The organism is Streptomyces luomodiensis (assembly GCF_031679605.1).
Taxonomy (GTDB): Bacteria; Actinomycetota; Actinomycetes; order Streptomycetales; family Streptomycetaceae; genus Streptomyces; species Streptomyces luomodiensis.
The window spans coordinates 1770376-1790277 of the sequence record NZ_CP117522.1; the positions used below are offsets into that span (position 1 = coordinate 1770376).

At 71.3% G+C, this 19902-nt stretch carries 16 protein-coding genes; 13 read left to right on the forward strand and 3 right to left on the reverse strand.

Going from position 1 to position 19902, the window contains the following annotated elements; genetic code table 11:
* Positions 1-108 precede the first annotated feature (108 nt).
* Positions 109-1188 (reverse strand): NADH:flavin oxidoreductase/NADH oxidase, encoded by a 1080-nt coding sequence (locus PS467_RS07410; protein ID WP_311034546.1) that lies wholly within the window; start codon positions 1186-1188, stop codon positions 109-111.
* Between the two features lie 240 nt (positions 1189-1428).
* Here PS467_RS07410 and PS467_RS07415 point away from each other — a divergent pair, with 240 nt between their 5' ends.
* The 5 genes from PS467_RS07415 to PS467_RS07435 all read left to right on the forward strand — a co-directional run bounded on the left by PS467_RS07415 (position 1429) and on the right by PS467_RS07435 (position 6366).
* Positions 1429-2517, forward strand: a complete 1089-nt coding sequence (locus PS467_RS07415; RefSeq protein ID WP_311034547.1) for a WD40/YVTN/BNR-like repeat-containing protein — start codon at positions 1429-1431, stop codon at positions 2515-2517.
* Positions 2518-2571: 54 nt separating this feature from the next.
* The gene (locus PS467_RS07420; RefSeq protein WP_268970748.1) at positions 2572-3249 is read left to right on the forward strand and encodes a uracil-DNA glycosylase; all 678 of its coding nucleotides are present in this window, start codon (positions 2572-2574) and stop codon (positions 3247-3249) included.
* A 39-nt stretch (positions 3250-3288) separates the two neighbouring features.
* Positions 3289-4110 carry an LURP-one-related family protein gene (locus tag PS467_RS07425; RefSeq protein WP_268970749.1) on the forward strand — a complete coding sequence of 274 codons (822 nt, stop codon included), beginning with the start codon at positions 3289-3291 and terminating at the stop codon, positions 4108-4110.
* A gap of 4 nt (positions 4111-4114) precedes the next feature.
* Entirely contained in the window at positions 4115-5125 is a 1011-nt protein-coding gene (locus PS467_RS07430) for an N-acetylglucosamine kinase (RefSeq protein WP_311034548.1), read from the forward strand.
* Between the two features lie 242 nt (positions 5126-5367).
* Positions 5368-6366, forward strand: a complete 999-nt coding sequence (locus PS467_RS07435) for a sirohydrochlorin chelatase family protein (RefSeq protein WP_311034549.1) — start codon at positions 5368-5370, stop codon at positions 6364-6366.
* A gap of 72 nt (positions 6367-6438) precedes the next feature.
* Here PS467_RS07435 and PS467_RS07440 read toward each other — a convergent pair whose 3' ends face one another.
* Complete coding sequence (locus tag PS467_RS07440; RefSeq protein ID WP_311034550.1) at positions 6439-7473, reverse strand: lactonase family protein; 1035 nt, start codon at positions 7471-7473, stop codon at positions 6439-6441.
* A 140-nt stretch (positions 7474-7613) separates the two neighbouring features.
* On the opposite strand from PS467_RS07440, the gene PS467_RS07445 reads away from it, so the two are divergent.
* Both PS467_RS07445 and dacB read left to right on the forward strand, forming a co-directional pair.
* Entirely contained in the window at positions 7614-8291 is a 678-nt protein-coding gene (locus PS467_RS07445; RefSeq protein WP_311034551.1) for an HAD family hydrolase, read from the forward strand.
* A 241-nt stretch (positions 8292-8532) separates the two neighbouring features.
* Entirely contained in the window at positions 8533-9876 is a 1344-nt protein-coding gene (gene dacB, locus PS467_RS07450; protein WP_311034552.1) for a D-alanyl-D-alanine carboxypeptidase/D-alanyl-D-alanine endopeptidase, read from the forward strand.
* Between the two features lie 123 nt (positions 9877-9999).
* Here the strand turns inward: dacB and PS467_RS07455 are convergent, their stop codons facing one another.
* Positions 10000-11217: an ROK family transcriptional regulator gene (locus PS467_RS07455; RefSeq protein ID WP_311034553.1), complete on the reverse strand. Its 1218-nt coding sequence runs from the start codon at positions 11215-11217 to the stop codon at positions 10000-10002.
* A 214-nt stretch (positions 11218-11431) separates the two neighbouring features.
* Between PS467_RS07455 and PS467_RS07460 the strand changes: the two genes are divergently transcribed.
* The 6 genes from PS467_RS07460 (at position 11432) to PS467_RS07485 (ending at position 19849) form a co-directional block, all read left to right on the forward strand.
* Positions 11432-12712, forward strand: a complete 1281-nt coding sequence (locus PS467_RS07460; protein ID WP_311034554.1) for an ABC transporter substrate-binding protein — start codon at positions 11432-11434, stop codon at positions 12710-12712.
* 7 nt (positions 12713-12719) lie between these two features.
* Positions 12720-13637: a carbohydrate ABC transporter permease gene (locus tag PS467_RS07465; protein WP_311034555.1), complete on the forward strand. Its 918-nt coding sequence runs from the start codon at positions 12720-12722 to the stop codon at positions 13635-13637.
* The gene (locus tag PS467_RS07470) at positions 13634-14536 is read left to right on the forward strand and encodes a carbohydrate ABC transporter permease (RefSeq protein WP_311034556.1); all 903 of its coding nucleotides are present in this window, start codon (positions 13634-13636) and stop codon (positions 14534-14536) included. Before PS467_RS07465 ends, PS467_RS07470 begins: the two co-directional genes overlap by 4 nt.
* Complete coding sequence (locus PS467_RS07475) at positions 14533-15858, forward strand: sulfatase-like hydrolase/transferase (protein ID WP_311034557.1); 1326 nt, start codon at positions 14533-14535, stop codon at positions 15856-15858. Before PS467_RS07470 ends, PS467_RS07475 begins: the two co-directional genes overlap by 4 nt.
* Positions 15859-15989: 131 nt before the next feature.
* A complete protein-coding gene (locus PS467_RS07480) occupies positions 15990-16403 on the forward strand; it encodes a glycosyl hydrolase-related protein (protein WP_311034558.1) in 414 nt (137 codons plus the stop codon).
* 647 nt (positions 16404-17050) lie between these two features.
* Positions 17051-19849 carry an ATP-binding protein gene (locus PS467_RS07485; protein ID WP_311034559.1) on the forward strand — a complete coding sequence of 933 codons (2799 nt, stop codon included), beginning with the start codon at positions 17051-17053 and terminating at the stop codon, positions 19847-19849.
* The last annotated feature ends 53 nt before the right edge of the window (positions 19850-19902 follow it).

Below are 19902 nucleotides of genomic sequence, written 5' to 3' on the forward strand. Positions count from 1 at the left end.
GGCTGCTCCTCATCGCCTGGTTCCGGAACCTTCAGTGTAGTTTGACGATCGCCGTACTTTTGACGATCGCCGTACCACGGCTGCCTCGACCGTGTACCCCGGACCGCACTACCGGATCGCGCGGTGGTACTGGTCCGGGTTGTGCACCCGGCCGCCCAGCTCGGCCGCGGCGCGGCGCGGGAAGTAGGGGTCCCGGAGCAGTTCACGGCCCACCAGGACGGCGTCCGCCGCACCGTCCGCGAGGATCTTCTCGGCCTGCTCCGCCTCGGTGATCAGCCCGACCGCGGCCACCGGCAGTCCGGTCTCCCGGCGCACCCGTGCGGCGAACGGCACCTGGTAGCCGGGCTCCAGCGGAATGCGCAGCCGGGGCGCGTTGCCGCCGCTGGAGACGTCGAGGAGGTCCACTCCGTGGTCCTTCAGCAGGGCGGCGAGCCGGACGGTGTCATCCGGCGTCCAGCCGTTCTCCTCCAGCCAGTCGGTGGCCGAGATGCGGAAGAACAGCGGCAGGTGCTCCGGCCAGACCGCACGGACCGCGTCGACGACCTCCAGGGCGAAGCGGACGCGGTTGCCGAAGGAGCCGCCGTAGCCGTCGGTGCGGTGGTTGCTGTGCGGGGAGAGGAACTCGCCGATGAGGTAGCCGTGGGCGCCGTGGATCTCGGCCACCTCGAAACCGGCCTCGAGCGCGCGCCGCGCGGCGTCCGCGAACTGGCGGGTGATCTCGCCGATCCGCTCCTCGGGCAGCTCGTCCGGCACCGGATGGCCCTCGTCGAACGCGACCGGGCTCGGCGCCAGCGGCCGCCAGCCCCGCTGCCCGGCGCCGAGCGGCGCACCGCCCCTCCAGGGAGCGTCGGTGGACGCCTTACGGCCGGCATGGGCGAGCTGGATGCCTGGGACGGTGCCCTGCCTTTTGAGGAAGCCGACAATCTTACGGAACGCCTCCACCTGGGCGTCGTTCCAGATGCCGAGGTCCCCGGGGCTGATACGGCCCTCGGGGGAGACGGCCGTCGCCTCGACCAGGATCAGCCCGGTGCCGCCGGTGGCGCGGGCGCCGTAGTGGACGAAGTGCCAGTCGTTCGGAACCCCGGCGGCCTGGTCCGGGTCCGCGCTGTACTGGCACATGGGCGCCATCCAGAGGCGGTTGGGGATGGTCAGCGACCGCAGGGTGAAGGGTTCGAAGAGGGCACTCACAGACGTCTCCGTTTCTCCTCGCGCGGGCCCGGCCGGACCGCGCTTTGTACGATAATCACCGTAGTACGACGAACGTCAAATGAGGATGTCCTCCGTATGTCGGCCATCCCCTCCGGTCCCGCGCACGCCCTCCCCGCCGTTGTCGGTGGCGGGGTGCAAACTCTGAGATGACGGACACATCCCGGCTCGTTCGCCGATGTCGTTCGCCGCCCCTGTCCGCACTCCAAGGAATGAGCCGTCATGGACGACGTCCTGCTCGCCGTCGGCACCCGCAAGGGCCTCTTCCTCGGCCGCCCCGGCGGCCGAGGGGGCTGGGACTTCACCGGCCCCCACTTCCCCATGCAGGCGGTGTACTCCGTCGGCATCGACACCCGGGGCGGCCGCCCCCGGCTGCTGGCCGGCGCGGACAGCTCGCACTGGGGCCCCTCGGTCTTCCGCTCCGACGACCTGGGCGTCAGCTGGCACGAGTCCGCCAAGCCCGCGGTGAGGTTCCCCGCCTCCACCGACACCTCGCTGGAGCGGGTCTGGCAGTTGCAGCCGGCCAGCCCCGACGCGCCGGGGGTGGTCTACGCGGGCACCCAGCCGGGCGCGCTGTTCCGCTCCGAGGACGGCGGGGAGACCTTCACCTTCGTCCGCGGCCTGTGGGACCACCCGCAGCGGCCGCGGTGGGGTGCGGGCTTCGGCGGGCAGGCCGTGCACACGGTCGTCACCGATCCGAGGGACCCGCGGGCGCTCATGGTGGCCGTGTCCTCCGGCGGGGTGTACCGCTCCGCCGACGGCGGGGAGAGCTGGGCGCCGTCCAACGACGGGCTCAAGGCCGAGTTCCTGCCGGACCAGTATCCGGAGTTCGGGCAGTGCGTCCACAAGATCGCCCGGGACCCGGTCGACCTGGACCGGCTCTATCTGCAGAACCACGGCGGGGTGTACCGCAGCGACGACGGCGGGGCGCACTGGTCCGAGATCGGCAAGGACCTCCCGGCGGACTTCGGCTTCGCGGTCGCCGTCCATCCGCGCCGCAGCGGCGTCGCGTACGTCTTCCCGGTCAACGACGGCTCCGACCGCTACCCCCCGGACTACCGCTGCCGGGTGTTCCGCACCGAGGACGCGGGCGCCACCTGGGAGGAGCGGTCCGCCGGGCTGCCCGGCGAGCCCCACTACGGGGTGGTGCTCAGGGACGCGCTGCGCACCGACGACGCCGATCCGGCCGGGGTCTACTTCGGCAATCGCAACGGCGAGGTGTACGCGAGCGCCAACGAGGGCGAGAGCTGGCGGCAGATCGCCCGTCACCTCCCCGACGTGCTGTGCGTCCGGGCCGCCGTGGTCGGCTGACCGTGACCGGGAGGTGGCGTCCGGCCGCCCGCTGAGCCACTAGAGTGACGCGGTGTGGCAGCACGACCTTTGCATGAGATTGTCGAAGCGGGCTGGGCCAAGGCACTTGAGCCCGTCGAGGAACGCATCGCGGCGATGGGCGACTTCCTGCGGGCCGAGATCGCGGCCGGCCGCACCTATCTACCCGCCGGGCGGAATGTGCTGCGCGCCTTCCAGCAGCCCTTCGACGAGGTGAAGGTGCTGATCGTGGGTCAGGACCCGTATCCGACGCCCGGCCACGCGGTGGGGCTCAGCTTCTCGGTGGCGCCCGAGGTCCGGCCGCTGCCCGGCAGCCTGGAGAACATCTACCGCGAACTGCACACCGACCTCGGCCTGCCGCGGCCGTCCAACGGCGATCTGACGCCGTGGACCCGGCAGGGCGTCCTGCTGCTCAACAAGGCGCTCACCACGGCCCCGCGCCGGCCCGCCGCCCACCGCGGCAAGGGCTGGGAGGAGGTCACCGAACAGGCCATCCGGGCGCTGGCCGGGCGCGGCCGCCCCCTGGTGTCCATCCTGTGGGGCCGCGACGCCCGTAACGTACGGCCGCTGCTGGGCAGCCTGCCCGCGGTCGAGTCCGCGCACCCCTCCCCCATGTCGGCCGACCGGGGGTTCTTCGGTTCGCGTCCGTTCAGCCGCGCCAACGACCTGCTCGTACAGCAGGGAGCGCAACCCGTGGACTGGCGTCTTCCCTGACCCCATCGTTCCAGGTGGGCGAGGGGTAGTCTGCCCGCCATGACGACACATCCGAACACCCCTGCGGGCTGGTACGCCGACCCCCAGGGCACGCCGAACCAGCTGCGCTGGTGGGACGGTGCCCAGTGGACCGCGCATACCCACCCGGGCCAGCCCGGCCAGGCGGGGCCGCCGCAGGCCGCCCCGCCCCACCCCAACCCCGCCAAGGTCCAGCACCAGGTGCAGCAGCAGGCGCAGGTGGCACCCACGGCGGGCGGCGGCGGCACGTTGTTCACCGAACCGGTGCTGGTGGTGAACCAGAAGGCCAAGCTGATCGAGCTCACCAATGAGTACAGCGTCTTCGACCAGCACGGGCGCACCATCGGTTCGGTGGTCCAGGTCGGGCAGAGCACGCTGAAGAAGGTCGCGCGGTTCGTCTCGAGCCTCGACCAGTTCATGACGCACAAGCTCGAGATCCGCGACGCCCACGGGCAGCCGCACCTGGTGCTCACCCGGCCCGCGAAGTTCATCAAGTCCAAGGTGCTGGTGACCCGCCCGGACGGACAGCCGGTCGGCGAGATCGTCCAGCAGAACGCCATCGGCAAGATCAACTTCGGTATCCACGTCAACGGCCAGCAGATCGGCGCCATCAAGGCGGAGAACTGGCGGGCCTGGAACTTCGCCATCGTCGACCACACCGACACCGAGATCGCCCGGATCACCAAGACCTGGGAGGGCCTGGCGAAGACGATGTTCACGACGGCGGACAACTACGTGCTGCAGATCCACCGCCAGCTGCCCGATCCACTGCTGAGCCTCGTGGTCGCCACGGCCCTCACCGTGGACACGGCGCTCAAGCAGGACGCGCGCGGATTCGGCTGAGCCGGTGGACGACACGGTGCCCGGGGACGCGACGACGCATGTGCTCGGGATCGATTCGGGCGGCTCCGGCGTACGGGTGGGGGTGGCGCGCGCCGACGCCCCCGGCGGCTCCGCGACGAAGCCGCTGACCTGGTCCTCGTCCACGCCCGCGGGCGTCGGCGCCCGGGGCATCGACGCGGCGGACCTGCTGGCGCGGGTGCTCCCCGCCGCCCGGGAGCTGCTGCGCGAGGCCGCGGCACGGCGCGTCGGCGCCGTCTGCGTGGGCGCTGCGGGCATGGCCACCCTCGGCGACGATCTGCGCGCCCGGCTCCCGGACGCGCTCGCGGACGCCTTCGGTGTGCGGCGGCTCGCCCTCGCGGCCGACGCGGTGACCGCCTACGCCGGGGCGCTGGGACAGCGTCCCGGCGCGGTGGTCGCGGCCGGAACGGGCCTGATCGCGCTGGGCGCGGTGCCCGAGGGCCGGACCGGCGGCGGATGGCGGCGCGCCGACGGCTGGGGGCATCTGCTGGGTGACTGCGGCGGCGGAGCGTGGATCGGCCGGGCGGGCCTGGAGGCGGCGATGCGGGCGTACGACGGGCGCGCGGGCGGTTCCAAGCCGCTGCTGGCCCGGCTGGAAGCCGTGTTCGGCCCCGCGGCCGGACTGCCGGGGAAGCTGTATCCGCGCCCGGACCGCCCCGCCGTCCTGGCCTCCTTCGCCCCCGAGGTGGGCCGGTGCGCGGATGAGGATCCGGTCGCGGCGGGCATCCTGCGGGACGCCGCCCGCCATATCGCCGAGGCCGCCGAGGCGGTCTGCCCCCGGCTGGAGTCCAGCGAGGTGGCGCTCACCGGCGGGCTGTTCCGCATGGGCGCGCCGCTGCTGACGCCCGTGGGCGAGGCGCTGGCGGCGCGGCTGCCCGGGGTCCGGGTCGCCGAGGCGGCCGGGGATCCGCTGGACGGGGCGCTGTGCGTCGCGGCGGCACTGGCGGTGGACGGCCTGCGGCTGCCACGGGACCCGGGACTGCTCACCGTCATCTGAGCGACTGAGCGACGCCCGGAAGCGATAGAACGCGGGGATGTCCATTCTGCGCGGTGCGGAGCACAGAGTGCCCCATATCGTCCGCCATGACCGGTAATTCCGGACACATGGCCGGTTCTTCGAGCAAAGCATGGCCCCTGAGCGCACATCGCCGCACAGCGTCCATCGGCAAAGCGGGACAGATACCCCCAGTCACACCCTCCCGAACAGCCGAGCACATCGAGCGACTAACATGCGGCGCCATGAGCTCCCCCACTGGGCCCGCGTCCGGCCTGCCTGTACGAATGCCGCGTCCCCGCCAGCCCGGACGGCACCGCCGGCCGGAGCCCGCCGCCGCGCCTCTCGGCGCACCTCCGCTGGTGCTGGCCGTCCCGGGCACCCCGGACGACGGTGCCCGGCGGCTGGCCGAGGAGCTTATGAGCATCGCCCGTTCCGAGATGCCCGGACTGGACGCCCAGATCGGTTTCCTGGACGGGGACGGCGAGGAGTACCCGCAGCTCGAGGCCGTGCTCACCCGCGCCGCCCAGGAGAACCCGGAGCGGCTGCGACAGGCGGCCGAGGCCGCCAAGGCGCTGGCCGACGAGGCGGCGGAGGCGATCGCCGCGGCCGAGGCCGCGGGCGAGGTGATCGACGAGGTCCCGCCCATTCCCACGGTCCCCACCGACGGCCCGGCGGCCGTCGTGGTCCCGTTGCTCGCGGGCCCGGACAGCTCACAGCTGCGCCGGATACGCCAGGCCGTCATGGGCAGCGGCTCCGCGGCCGAGCTCACCGATGTCCTGGGACCGCATCCGCTGCTCGCCGAGGCCCTGCACGTACGGCTGTCGGAGGCGGGCCTGGCCCGCGCCGACCGCGCCCGTCTCTTCACGGTCGCGACCGCCGCGGACGGCATCATCCTGGCCACGGTCGGCGGTGAGGAGGCGGCCCAGGCCGGCGGCATCACCGGCATGCTGCTCTCCGCGCGCCTCGCGCTGCCGGTGATGGCCGCCGCGCTGGACGAGGACGGGGCCGTGGTCCGCGTCGCCGAGCAGCTGCGCTCGGCCGGCTCCACCCGGCTCGCGCTCGCGCCGTACCTCATCGGCCCGGAGGTCTCCGCGGAGCTCATCTCGGCGGCCGCCGAGGAGGCGGGCTGCGCGGCGGCCGAGGCGCTGGGCGACTACCCGGCCGTGGGCAAGCTGGTGCTGGCGAAGTACGCGGCGGCGCTGGGCATCGCGCTCCAGCAGCCGTCACCGGCGATGCGCTGATCCGACGGACGACGCGGCGGGGGCGGTGACCGGCACGGTCACCGCCCCCGTTCGGCATCCGCCCGGCGCCGTTCAGCCGAAGACCACGCAGGACGCCGCCGGGACCGGGACCGAACCGCCGCGCCGCGGCACCCCCGTCGAGGGGTCGATGTCGAACCAGGTGACATCGCCCGAGCGCTCATGGGCCGCGTAGAGCCGGCGGCCCGAGGGGTCGAGCGTCAGATGGCGGGGCCAGTGGCCGCCGCAGGGCGTGGTGGTGACCAGCTCCATGCGGTCGCCGGGCGTGTCGAGCGCGAGGGTCGCGATGCTGTCGTGACCGCGGTTGGCGGCCCATACGAAGCGGCCGTCCCTGGAGACCACGACCTCGGAGGGGTAGCTCTGGCCGTCCGTGCCGTGCGGGAGCACACGGGTCTCGCCCAGCGGTTCGAGGGCGCCGGAGGCCGCGTCCCAGCGGCAGGTCGTGATCGTCGGGGCGAGCTCGTTGACGACATACGCGCGGTCGCCGCGCGGATGGAACGCCAGATGGCGCGGGCCGCTCCCCGGCCGCAGCCGGACCTCGCGGTGCGCCCGCGGTCCGGGCAGCGCGTACACCCGCACCGCGTCGATCCCCAGATCGACGGCGAGCAGCCAGCCGCCGGACGGATCGGGCGCCACCGCGTGCGCATGCGGTCCGCGCTGCCGCTCGGGGTCCGGCCCGCTGCCCTCGTGCCGCAGCACCGCCGTCGGCTCCCCGAGCCGGCCGTCCGCCAGGACCGGCAGCGCGCTGACACTGCCGGAACCGTAGTTGGCGGTCAGCAGCTGCCCGCCGGCGAGCGCGAGATGGGTGGGCGCCGCACCGCCCACCGGCACCGGCTCCCCGAGCAGCGCGGGCGGATCCTGGCCGACGTCCCAAGCGGCGGCCGCTCCGTCGTCGGTCTCGCTGACCGCGTACAGAACGCGCCCGCCGGGGGCGAGCGCCAGCCAGGACGGGTTGGCGACCACGTCCGTGGAGTTCCGGCTCCGCACCGCGCCGGTCTCGTCGTCGACCTCCGCGACGGTGATCCCGGCACCGCCCTCCGAGGTGAACGACCCGATGTAGGCCCGCCGCCCGCCGCCTGTCACAGCCACCGCACTCCCCTTCCACCGACTCCGGTTCCGGTTCCCGCTCGGGGCCGACGGTAACAGAGCGGTCTAGACCAACACGCCGTCACGCCGGGGCGACGCGGCCCCGTCGGCACGGCCGGCCGGGCTCTTGGCATGCTGTTCCCATGAGCAGCATGCCCGCCGTGATCTTCGACCTCGACGGCACCCTCGTGGACAGCGAGCCCCTCTACTACGAGGCGGGCCGACGGACCCTCGAGCGGTATGGGGTCACCGGCTTCACCTGGGAGGAGCACTGCCAGTTCATCGGGATCGGCACCCGCGAGACCCTGGAGGCCCTGCGCGACCGGTACGGCATCGACGCGCCGGTGGAGGAGCTGCTCGCCGTCAAGAACGGGCACTATCTGGAGCTGGCCGCCGCCACCGAGGTCTTTCCCGCGATGCGCGCCTTCGTGGAGCGGCTGAGCGCCGCCGGGCATCCGCTGGCCGTCGCCTCCGGGTCCTCCCGTTCCGCGATCGAGAGCGCGTTGAAGGCCACCGGACTGGACGCGCTGCTGTCCGTCCGTGTGTCCGCGGAGGACGTCGGCCGGGGCAAGCCGGAGCCGGATGTGTTCCTGGCCGCCGCACGGCTGCTGGCCGTCGATCCGGCCGACTGTGTGGTGGTCGAGGACGCCGGTCCCGGGGTGGAGGCGGCGCGGCGGGCCGGGATGCGGTGCATCGCCGTGCCGTACGCGGGCGGACCGGCGCCGGACACCGACGCGTTCGCCTCGGCGGGGATGGTCTTCCCTGGCGGGCAGCCGGAGTTCGACGCCCAGCGGGCCTACGAGTGGCTCCACACCGCGTAGTCGACACGATCCGCATCTCGCCACCGGCCCGTCTCCCCCTGGCGGTCGCCGTACCGGCCACAACGGCACCAACAAGACTGACCCCCGCTACCGGCGGCGCGCTCCGGAGGGGAGAGTCTTCGCAACCGCTTCACCACATGTCCACGGACCGCCGGGACGAAACTGATCAAGTGCGGTTAGAGTGTGTGCTTCGTTGCAGTACCTCTACCCGTTGTCCCTCTAGGCGCCACGGAGACCCCCCATGTCCAGCGCGTCCCCCTCCAATGGGCGTCATCGCAAACCCAAGCCCATGAGCCTCGCGGTCCGCCGCGCGTTCATCGTCGCGGCCATCCCGGTCACCGGCGCGCTGCTGTCCGCTCCGTCCGCGCTCGCCGCCGACAAGAGCGTCAAGTCCACCGGTACGACCCGGTCCGTGGCCGCCGAGGGACTCGATCCCGCCGAGCAGAAGATCGCGGACGAGCTCAACACCCGGTCCCAGGACCCGGACCTCGGCACCACCTTCAGTGGCATCGTGCTGGACTCCGCGTCCGACAAGGTCATCTGGGAGCACAACGCCGAGACCGCGCTCATGCCCGCGTCCAACGCGAAACTCGCCACCGCCACGGCGGCGTTGACCATTCTCGGCCCCGAGCACCGGTTCACCACCAAGGTCGTCTACGGCCACGGCACGCTCACCCTCATAGGCGGCGGCGACCGCATGCTGACCACCGCCGACCTCACCGAACTGGCCAAGTCCGCGGCCGCGGGGGTCAAGCTCGCGGGTCTGGACTCGGTGAAGGTGCGGATCGACGACAGCCTCTTCGCCGAGCCGACCCTCGCTCCCGGCTGGAACGACTCCTACTACGACGACCAGATCTCGCCGGTGCGTTCCCTGGTGGTGGACGGAAAGCTGTCCGCGGACACCTCCCTCGACGCGGGGAAGGTCTTCGCCCGGCAACTCGCCGACCAGGGCGTCACCGTGGACGGCGAGGTCACCCGCGGCACGGCCTCGGTGACGGACGTCCCGGTGGGACGGCATCTGTCCCCGCGGCTGTCCGAGACGGTCAAGAAGATGCTCAAGGAGAGCAACAACGACATCGCCGAGACGCTGCTGCGCATGACCGCGCTCGGCGCCGGCCAACCGGCCACCTTCGAGGGCGGCACCCAGGTGGTGCGGGACGTCCTCAGCCATCGGTACGGCGTCTCGATGGCCAACTTCGAGCTGTACGACGGCAGCGGGCTGTCCCGCTCGGACCGCATCCCGGCCCAGACCATCGCGGACATCGTCGATCTGCTCACCGATCCGCGCTACCGCGGTCTGCTGCGCTCCATCGACGAGGGACTGCCCGTGGCGGGCGAGGCGGGCAGCAGCCTGGGCCCCGAGTGGGGCCGCTTCGACACCCCGGACTCTGAATGCGCCGTCGGCCAGGTCAAGGCCAAGACGGGCACCCTGACCGGCGCCATCGCCCTCAGCGGCCTGACCAAGGCGCAGGACGGCCGGTGGAAGGTCTTCTCCTTCGTCGAGAACGGGTCCACCGCCGACCCGGCCGCGATCAAGGACACCGTCGACGGCCTCGCCGCCACGGTCAACGGCTGCCGGGCGTAGCCCCCGGCCCCACGGCCCCCACGTCCTCCCGGCTCCACGGCCGCCGGGTACGGCCCCCGATCACGGGGCATCGCCCGGCGGCCGCCTCGACGGCGACCGCCGCCGCATCCGCCGCATCGCGGCTCAGCGGGGCAGCAGCAGGTGGTCGGAGCGCGCCGAGGCCACGGATGACATGACGAGCGAGGCCGCCCCGATGGCGCCCCCGTTCTCGCCGAGCGTGGTGCCCCGAACGTCGACGGTGTGCACCTCGCCGACGGTCAGCAGGGACGCGGTGATCGACGGGATGACCCGCAGATAGGTCCCGGCGAGCGCCGGCCAGTTGGGGCCGCCGAGCACGATCGTGCCGAGGTCCAGGATGTTGGCGAGGTTGCCCGCGACGCGCGCGATGGCGCTCGCCGACTTGCCCACGATGGCGGCAGCGGTCTGGTCGCCGCCATCGGCCAGGGCGCAGAGCCTGCCGAGCGCGGTCTCCACGCTCAGGAAGTCGTCCAGATCCACGGGCGGCAGCGTTCCGGCGTCGACGGCCGCGGAGACGAGGTGAACGGGGGCACAGGTGATGGCGATACAACCCCGGCCCCCGCAGGGACATCGGGGGCCGTCGGGGTCGCCGCTCAAGTGCCCGATCTCCCCGAGGTTGTCGGACGAGCCGCGCTTCACCTCGCCGTCCAGCACGATGCCCGCGCCGATTCCGGTGCCGAGGTAGATGAAGGCGAAGTCCGAGAGCGCGCCGCCGCCCGCCCAGAGTTCGCCCGTGGCCGCGGCGATGGTGTCCTTCTCCAGGACGACGGGGAGTCCCATGCGGTTCTCCAGTTCCTCGCGGAGCCGCACCACGCCCCAGCCGCGGAGGTTGGGCGGCCCCACGACCGAGTCGGCCATCACAGGGCCCGGCGTCGAGACACCGAGCCCGGACACCCGGGGCAGCGGGATGCCGCCGCGGCGCACGAGGTCGCCGACGGCGTCGACGATCGCCTCCAGCGCGTCATCGGGGCCGTCGGTGGTGGGGGTGGCGATCGAGGTGTGGTCCTCCACCTCGCCCGCGAGGTTCATCAGCACCAGGGTCATCCGGGCGGGGTCGATGTGCAGACCGACGGAGTACTGTCCCCGGGCCACCACCTGGAACACCGTCCGGCGCGCTCCCGTGTCGGCCTCCTTGCGGCCGGTCTCCTCGATCAGTCCCGCGCCGACGAGGCGGCGGCAGATGTTGGAGACGGTCTGTGCCGTGAGACCGGTGCGCTGCGACAGTTCCACCCGGCTGATGTTGGGGCTGCGCCGCACCAGGTCCAGCACGAGCAACTGGTTGTAGTCGCCCACCCGAGGGAGGTTGGACCCTCGTCGCTCCATATGCCGCTGTTCCTCTCCGCTTCTGGCGACCCATGGGCGCGTGCCCGCCGTGGCGGTGCCCCTCCGGCGCGTGCCCGCGCGTATCGCAGGAGCAGAGTTTAAGCGATTTCTTCACACCGTAAATCAATTTGATTGTGTTAGCGTGCCAGCCAACTGGTGGGCCCTTCACATGCGGTGAGCCCGGTTCCGGTGATGCCTCCTGAGGAGAAGCAGCATGAAGTTGAGGAAGTGGAGCCTGGCCGCCCTGGCCACCTGCCTCGTCGTTCCGCTGGCCGCTTGCTCCGGCTCCGGCCCCCGGAACGGCGTGGTGAAGCTGGTCCTGCGGCAGTTCGATCCCGAGAGCGAGACCAAGGGGCTGGCCGCCGCGATCGACAAGTGGAACGACAAGCACCCGAAGATCCAGGTCGAGCTGGAGACGCTGAGCCCGAACAACGTGCAGCAGTTCGCCCGTGAGGCCAACGCGGAGGACGGCCCGGACATCGACACCATCGGCTACAGCGACGTGGCGTTCCTGGCCAAGCCGAGGATCCTGCTCCCGCTGGACGACTACATCAAGAAGGACCCGCCGGCCGACTACCAGGACCTGCTCGCGAAGGACACCATCTCCTTCGACGGCAAGACCTGGGCCATGCCGTGGACGGCCGACACCATGGCGCTCGTCTACAACCCGAAGGCGCTTGCCGAGGCGGGTGTCGACAGCCCGCCCACCACATGGGCGGAGCTGGCGGCCGACGCGAAGCGGATCAGCTCGGCGGGTTCGGGCGACACCACCGGTTTCTGCTTCCCCGCCTCCGGCTCCGCGACCAGCGCCCAATGGTTCCCCATCAACTACTACCTCTGGTCGCACGGCGGCACCCTCATCGAGAAGGACTCCTCCGGGAACTGGCGGACCGGGGTGTCGCAGAAGCGGCTCGCCGAGGTGATCGACTACTTCACGAGCCTGTTCTCCTCGGGCGCGGCGCCCAAGGCCGACCAGGCCGTGCAGGACTACAGCGACCCCAGCATCGTCAACAGCCTGGCGAACGGCTCGTGCGCGATGAGCTACCTGCCGCCGTCCACGTTCGCCCCGCTGGAGAAACAGGCGAAGTCCGCGGGCACGACGCTGACGACCGCGGTGATGCCCTCGGGCCTCACCGCTGGCGCCACCCATCTCGGCGGCCGGGCACTCGGCATCAACCGCAACACCGCCCATCCCGATCAGGCGTGGCGGGTCGTGAAGTACCTGATGAGCGCGGAGACCTTCGCGACCTACGGCCAGTTCCCGGCCTCCAAGGCGACACTCCGGCAGGTCGATGTGCCCGCCTCGCAGCGCGCGTACGTCCAACAGCTGCCGCACGCCCGCTCGTTCGGCCGCTACCTCGGTTCGGAGGCGACGATCGCCTCGATCGAGCAGATCGTCAACCAGAACTTCTCGGCCGTCTACTCGGGCCAGAAGTCCAGCTCGAAGGCTGCCGGGCAGATCCTCGACGGGCTGACCGAGGCACTGGAGGGCTGAGCGTCCGATGATTTCCCGTCCGGTCTCCCGTCCCACGGCCCGTCGGCCCTACGTACTGACGATCCCGGCGCTCGTCGTCATAGCCGTGCTCTTCCTCTTCCCGAGCGTCTACAACGTCGTGCTGGCGTTCCAGAAGCTCACGCCGTACGACCTGCCCAGCGACGCCGAGTGGGTGGGCTGGGACAACTTCGAGTCGATCTTCACCGACCCCGAGATCGGCTCCGCCGCCTTCAACACGGTCTTCTGGCTCACGGCCCTGACCGTGGTGGTCCGCCTCGTCCTCGGCCTCGCGCTCGCGCTGCTGCTCCAGAGCCGGGTGCTGCACCGCTGGCGGCTGCGCGGCATCGCCCGCACGCTGGTCCTGGTCCCGTGGATGGTGCCGCCGGTCGTCGCGGTGGCCTGCTGGAAGTGGATCTTCGACGCCAACACCGGTGTTCTCAACCAGTTCCTGGTCAGCATGCACATCCTGGACAAAGGCGAGGCCTTCCTCGCTCAGACCAGCACGGCGTGGTGGGCGGTGGCCGCCATCGTCGTCTGGCGCGAACTGCCCTTCGTCGTGATCGTCTTCATGGCGGGCCTGCAATCGATCCCGCAGGAGCAGTACGAGGCCGCCGCGCTCGACTCGGCCGGACGCCGGCAGTCCTTCCGGTACGTGACGCTGCCCCATCTGCGCCCCGTGATGATCGTCGTCGTCCTCATGACCGTGATCCAGACGTTCAACAACTTCGTCTACGTCTGGCTCACCACGGGCGGCGGCCCCGGCACCTACACACAGGTGCTCGCGACACAGCTGTACTCCTCCGCGTTCGTGAGCAACGAACTCGGCCAGGGAGCCGCCATCGGCATCGTGATGACCGCGGTGATGGGCGTCTTCGCGCTGGTGTACCTGCGCGTGACGAGCGACCGGGAAGGACGGTCCGCGTGACTGCCGACGTGACGACGAAGGCGGCCGGCCGGGCGGCCGGGGAGGAACAGGTCGTCCGGCGCGACCGGGATCGGCGGCGCGCACGGGACCTGCTGGTCATCGTGCCGACGTCTCTCATCCTCTTCGTGCTGGTCTTCCCCGTGCTGTGGATGGTCCTCACCTCGCTCCGGCCCACGACGGCGCTCGCGGCCAGGACCCCGTGGAGCCAGTACTTCGACGGGCTGGGATTCGGCGCGTACGGAAGGCTGTTCTCCGGTTCCCACTTCGGCCGGTACCTGCTGAACAGCCTGCTCGTCTCCGCCGTGAGCACGGCCTGCACGATCGTGCTCGCCTGTCTCGCGGCGTACGGCCTCTCGCGGTTCCGCTTCCGGCTGCGCGGCACCGTCCTGGCCGTCGTGCTCGCCACGCAGCTGCTGCCCTTCGTCGTGCTGATCACGCCGCTCTACATCGCCCTCGGCGAGGTCGGCCTGCTCAACTCCTATGTGGGCCTGGTCATCGTGTACGTCGCCATGACGCTGCCGCTCGCGATCTATCTGACGCTGGGCTACTTCAACACGATCCCCGTCGTGCTCGACGAGGCGGCGCGCGTCGACGGCTGCTCGACCGTGGGCATCGTCTTCCGCGTGATCTTCCCGATCGCGCTGCCGGGCATCGCCACGGTCGTCGTTACGACCTTCATCGCGACCTGGGAGGAGTACTTCTTCGCGAGCGTGCTGATGACCAGCGACGACCTGAAGACCGTCCAGGTCGGACTGTCGTCGTTCTTCGGGGAGTACGCGAGCGACTGGGGCATGATCATGGCCGCCGCGACCGTGTCGACGATCCCCACCATCGTGCTCTTCTCCGTTGTCCAGAAACGTCTCGTCGCCGGAATGGCCGCTGGGAGCGTCAAGGAATGAATCCGATCAACACCCGACCGACCGCAGTTCCCCCACGTGCCGACCGGCCGAACGTGGTCATCATCTACGCCGACGATCTGGGCTGGGGCGACCTCGGCTGTTTCGGTGCCGAGGACTTCGACACCCCGGCACTCGACGGGCTCGCCGCCTCCGGTGTCCGCCTGCCGCAGTGGTACTCCAACTCGCCGGTCTGCTCACCGTCGCGGGCGGCGTTGCTCACCGGCAGGCACCCCGCCCACGCCGGTGTGGAGTCGATCCTCGGTGGGTCGCGGCACACCGCCGGACTACCGCCGCAGTCGACGCTCGCCAGTTCCCTGGGCGAACGCGGCTACGCCACCGGCATCTTCGGCAAGTGGCACCTCGGCGTCGACCCCGACTACGGGCCGCTCAAGCGCGGTTTCGACGAGCACTTCGGCTTCCTCGCCGGCTGCGTCGACTACTACTCGCACATCTACTACTGGGGCGAGCAGCACAACCCCCTGCACGATCTGTGGGAGGGCGAGGACGAGGTCTGGCTCAACGGCGAGTACCTCACCACCGTCATCGCACGCCGGGCCGCCGACTTCATCACGCGCAACGCCGACCGGCCGTTCTTCTGCTACGTGCCGTTCAACGCGCCGCACTACCCGATGCACGCGCCCGCCGAATACGTCGCGCAGTTCGCCCACCTCCCGGAGGGACGGCAGATGATGGCGGCCATGGTGAAGGCCATGGACGACGGCATCGCCGAGATCCTCGGCACGCTCGCATCGCTCGGCCTGCGGGAGAACACGATCGTCCTCTTCTCCTCCGACAACGGCCCCTCGATCGAGGAACGCAATTGGCTGAACGGGGAAGAGATCTCCTACAACGGCGGTTCGGCGGGCGGCCTGCGCGGCCACAAGGGCTCGCTCCTCGAAGGCGGCATCCGGGTGCCCACGATCATCTCGTGGCCGGCTCGACTGCCCGCGGGGCAGTCCAGCGACCTCGTCGGCTTCATGGCCGACGTCGTGCCCACCGTCCTGGAGGCTGTCGACGGAACGGCGCCGGCGGACGAGACGATCGACGGCCGTTCCCTGCTGCCGCAGCTGGCCAGTGGCACGACCGGGCCCGACCGCCGGCTGTTCTGGAAGCACGACGGCCAACTGGCGGTGCGCCACGGCCGCTGGAAGGTCGTACTGAACGCCTGCGACAGCCTGGAGGCGGACGTCGTCGTGCCCGAAGGGCTCTACGACCTCGACGAGGACCCCGGCGAGCAGCGCGACCTGTCGCGGACCCACCCGGAACGCTTCCAGCGGATGCGCGCGGAACTCACGGACTGGGCGGCACGCTGGACCGGCTGACACACCGCGCACCGGGGGGCCGGCCCGGCTCCCCCGCCTCGCCACCCCGCCCTGGGACAGCTTTCCCCACCGCACGGCCGGCACCGGCCGGCGGCAGCCCGCACAGACCGTGAAGCCCGTCGGGAGGACATATGCACGACACCACCGCCCAGATCGAGATGCGCATCGAGCGCTTCGTGCGGGAGCGCGTGGCACCCGCCGTAGAGCGCCGTCATATCGCGCTCGACGTGACGGCGTGGGAGGTGCCCGACGAGCCGGCGCCCTTCGCCGAGGGCGCAGCGGTCGTGGTCGAGGCGGTCAAGCTCGCCGAGGATCGCTCCGGGGACCTCGTGGTACGCCTCTATGAGGCCAGGGGCGGCCGTGCGCGGGCCCGCGTCGAGGTGTCCGAGCCCTACGCCCGCGCCTGGACGACCGACCTCCTGGAGCGCGAGCCCGCCACCGTGGGCAACTCCGCGGTGCGGTCCGCTTCCTGGGACGCGGGGGAGCCGGTGGACATCACGTTCCGACCGTTCGAGATCGTGACCTTGCGGGTGCGGCGGGCCTAGGGCGTGGTTCGAAAGTCCCGCCTGCCCGCGACGCCTGGCACGCGCGCTCGCCGCGTTGTCGCCCTAGCCGGTGGCCGGCGGGCCGACCGGCCCGTCGGCCACCGTCCTCCCACGCATCACGGGAAAACATGATGACCCCATCCACCTCATAACCGAAATGGCCTATTTCGCGCTTCTTGGCGCCAAGGGCCGTCAATAGGATGGCGCAGATCATCAATCAGGGGGGAAATGTGTTGCGTAAGCGATCGACATTGACCTTTGCGGGAATCGTGCCCGCCTTCAGTGAGATCGCAGCACCCGCGGTCGCCGATGGTCGAAGAGGTCCTGGTGGCCCCGTGGTGTACGCGGATTGCGCGACGCCGCCGTCTGGCGCCCTGAGTATGGCCGTGCAGGGCGCCGACCGCTAAAGCCCGTCGCGGGAGACCCTGGTCGGGAAATCTCCCGCGCTGATGGCTGCTGCTTCCGGACGAACCTCACCCCGCGGTAGCTCGCGCCGCCCGTGGAGACGATGACCGCGGCACAGGCCGCGCCGGACCCTTCCTGCGGACGGTGCCAACGCGCCTGGCCAGGACCACGGGCGGAAAGAGAACGGTCCATCGATCCGGACCGGACGGCAAGGTCGGCAAAACACCAAGCGAGGAGGGGACGTGCAGCCTGAACGTGTGTCGGAACTCGCGGATCTGTTATCACGCGCGCGCAGTGCCAGGGCGGGCATGGGCAATGCCGTCCTGGTCCGGTCCGTCTCGGGAATGCGCTGTTCCGCGCTCCTGGGCGAGGTGGCCGAACGCGTGCGGCGCTTGGGCAGCATGGTCTGGAGCCTGTCGTGTTCCCCTTCGGACGCCCACCGTCGGTTCGCGGTCGTCCGCCAGCTGCGGGCCGCCTCGCTCAAGGTCGCCGGCCGGGACGAGAACATCGAGGGCGAGGAACCGCTCAGCGGAATATCCGACGGCACCGGCCCCTTCGACCATCAGCTCTTCGAAGCCCTGTGGGAAGGCTTCACACAGGGCGCCCGCCGGCATCCGCTGGTCGTCATCGTCGATCACATCCAGTGGATGGACGAGACCTCGCTGCGCTGTTTCGGCTTTCTGGTACGCCGCCTGCACCATCTGCCGGTCTTGCTGATCCTGGCCTACCGTACGGACGAAACCCCGGTCGACCGCACACTGATCGACGACATCTCCAAGTGCGACCGATGTCAGTCCCTCACCCTCTCCCCGCTCTCCGCTCACAGCGTGCGCGACATGGTCGAGACCGCCTATTCCGGGCAGGGCTGCGACGACGAGTTCGTACAGGCCTGTGCCGAGGCCACCCACGGGCGTCCCTCCCGTCTGGAAAAGCTGCTGGCGTCCCTGACCGCCGACGCCGTGCCCCCTCGGGCGTCGCAGGTCGACCGGGTGCGGCGATGCGGTGAGCGGCTACAGGCCGAGGCCGCCGCCGCCCGGCTGCTACGCCAGCCCGCCACCCTCCGCGAGGTCGCCGAGGTCGCCGCGGTACTCGGCGAAGAAGGCGATTGCGCGGTGATCGCGGACATGCTCAACCTGTACGGGGACACGATCTGGGGACTCACCGCCGAGCTGACCCGGGTGGGGGTCTTTCGCCCGACGGGCACCCCCGAGCGGTACCGCTTCACCAATGCCGAGCTGTGGAGGCTGATCCACCGGGACATGTCCGCCGATGCGCGGCGCGCGCTGCACATGCGGGCCGCCCGGCGGCTGAACGACCTGGGGGCGCCGCTGCCGCAGGTCGCCGAGCACCTGCTGCAGGCCGACGTGGCCGAGGACGCGTGGGCGTGCGGTGTCCTGAAGAACGCCGCGGACGACGCCCTGAAGGCGGGCGACCCCAAGACGTGTGCCGAGTACGCGTGGCGGGTGCTCCGGGACTGGATCCCGGAGGAAGAGCGCGCGGAGGTGCTCTGGCTGCTGGGCCGCGCCGAGGTGCTCTTCGCGCCCGCGGCCGCCGACCGCCATCTGGACGAGGCGGTCCGCCTCTTCTCCGATCCGGCGCGCCAGGCGGCGGCGATCGTGGAACGCGCCTACGCACGGGTCCTGCGGCAGGGCAGCGCCGAGTCGGCGCTGCGCCCGCCCCGCACCGTACTCGCCCATGTCGACGAGAAGGCGTTCGCCGAGCTCGCCGATACGGAGCTGAGCCTGAGCGTGCAGTCCCTGACCAGTACGGTGCCCGAGGGGGGAAGGGCGCCGGTCGTGGCGGCGCCCGACCGGCCCGCCCTGAGCCACACACTCGGCGTCACTCCCGGCGAGCGGGAGCTGCTGGCAGCCATCGCCGGCGATCTGGCCTGCCGGTCCGAGCCCCGCGACGTCCCGCTGGAGCTGGTGCACCGGGCGCTGGCGGGCGAGCGGCCGGCGGACAGCGCCTCGCTGGTGCTGCTGCTGCGATGTATCACCGTACTGACGTGGGCAGGGCATCTGCGTGAGGCGCAGCGCTGGGCCGATCACATGCTGACCACAGCGCTGGACCAGGACGCGCTCTTCCCCCGGGTGATCGCTCATTGCCAGCGCGCCGAGATCGCGGTGCGGCTGGGAGATCTGTCCCTGGCGCTCACCGAGGCCAAGTGGGCGCTGGCCCTCACCACCGCCCATCATGAGGTGAAGAGCTGCCATGCCGTCGCGGTGACCGAGGTCGCCCGGGTGCGCGGGGCCATGGGTCACTGCGAGGAGTCCGTCGGCCTCCTCCAAGGGCTCCACGATCTGCCCGCAAGCGCCCTGGGCATCCGGGGTATGTTGCGCCTGCACTCGGGTGACCTCCGGGGCGCACTCGCCGACCTGCTGGAGTGCGGGCACCGGCTGGAGGCACTGGAGATCGTCAACCCCGCTCTGAGTGCCTGGCGCGGCTGCGCCGCGCTGGCGTGGAAACGGCTCGGAAACGACGCGGAGGCCCGTCGGCTCGCGGAGACGGAGGTCGAACTGGCCCGGCGCTGGGGCAATCCGGCGGTCATCGGCCAGTCGTTGCGCTCGCTGGGGGCAGTGAGCTCGGGGGCGGCGGCGGAGCGCGCGCTGGCCGAGTCCGTGTCCCTGCTCGAGCAGACCGACGCCCGGCTCCAGCTGGCGCTTTCCCTCGTCGCGGCGGGCCAGGCGCAGGGGCGCAACGGTGCTTACGCCCATGCCCGGCAGGCGCTGCACAGGGGAATGCTGCTCGCCGAGGAGTCGGGCGCGCGGTCGCTCACCGCCGAGGCGCACCAATCGCTGCTCGCCTCGGGGGGACGGCTTCGGCGCACCCCGGTGTCCGGGCTCCCGGCCCTCACACCGACCGAGCGTCGTATCGCCATACACGCTGCCCGGGGGAGAACCAACAAGAGCATCGCCGATCTGCTGCACATCACCCCGCGCACCGTCGAGGTCCATCTCACGCATGTCTACAGCAAATTGTCCATCCGCGGACGGAACGCCCTGCCCGACGCCCTGGGCGCGGTGCTGCGCCACGAGTGCTGAGGCGTGCGCCCGGCCGGCCGGTGGAGACGTCCGGGCCTAGGGCGTGTTTCGAA

Bases quoted from the DNA above. Each gene is read 5' to 3' on its own strand.
- dacB (WP_311034552.1), top strand. From the start codon at position 8,533: ATGTCCAGCGCGTCCCCCTCCAATGGGCGTCATCGCAAACCCAAGCCC.
- PS467_RS07480 (WP_311034558.1), top strand. From the start codon at position 15,990: ATGCACGACACCACCGCCCAGATCGAGATGCGCATCGAGCGCTTCGTG.
- PS467_RS07465 (WP_311034555.1), top strand. From the start codon at position 12,720: ATGATTTCCCGTCCGGTCTCCCGTCCCACGGCCCGTCGGCCCTACGTA.
- PS467_RS07460 (WP_311034554.1), top strand. From the start codon at position 11,432: ATGAAGTTGAGGAAGTGGAGCCTGGCCGCCCTGGCCACCTGCCTCGTC.
- PS467_RS07435 (WP_311034549.1), top strand. From the start codon at position 5,368: ATGAGCTCCCCCACTGGGCCCGCGTCCGGCCTGCCTGTACGAATGCCG.
- PS467_RS07425 (WP_268970749.1), top strand. From the start codon at position 3,289: ATGACGACACATCCGAACACCCCTGCGGGCTGGTACGCCGACCCCCAG.
- PS467_RS07475 (WP_311034557.1), top strand. From the start codon at position 14,533: ATGAATCCGATCAACACCCGACCGACCGCAGTTCCCCCACGTGCCGAC.
- PS467_RS07455 (WP_311034553.1), bottom strand. From the start codon at position 11,217: ATGGAGCGACGAGGGTCCAACCTCCCTCGGGTGGGCGACTACAACCAG.
- PS467_RS07415 (WP_311034547.1), top strand. From the start codon at position 1,429: ATGGACGACGTCCTGCTCGCCGTCGGCACCCGCAAGGGCCTCTTCCTC.
- PS467_RS07445 (WP_311034551.1), top strand. From the start codon at position 7,614: ATGAGCAGCATGCCCGCCGTGATCTTCGACCTCGACGGCACCCTCGTG.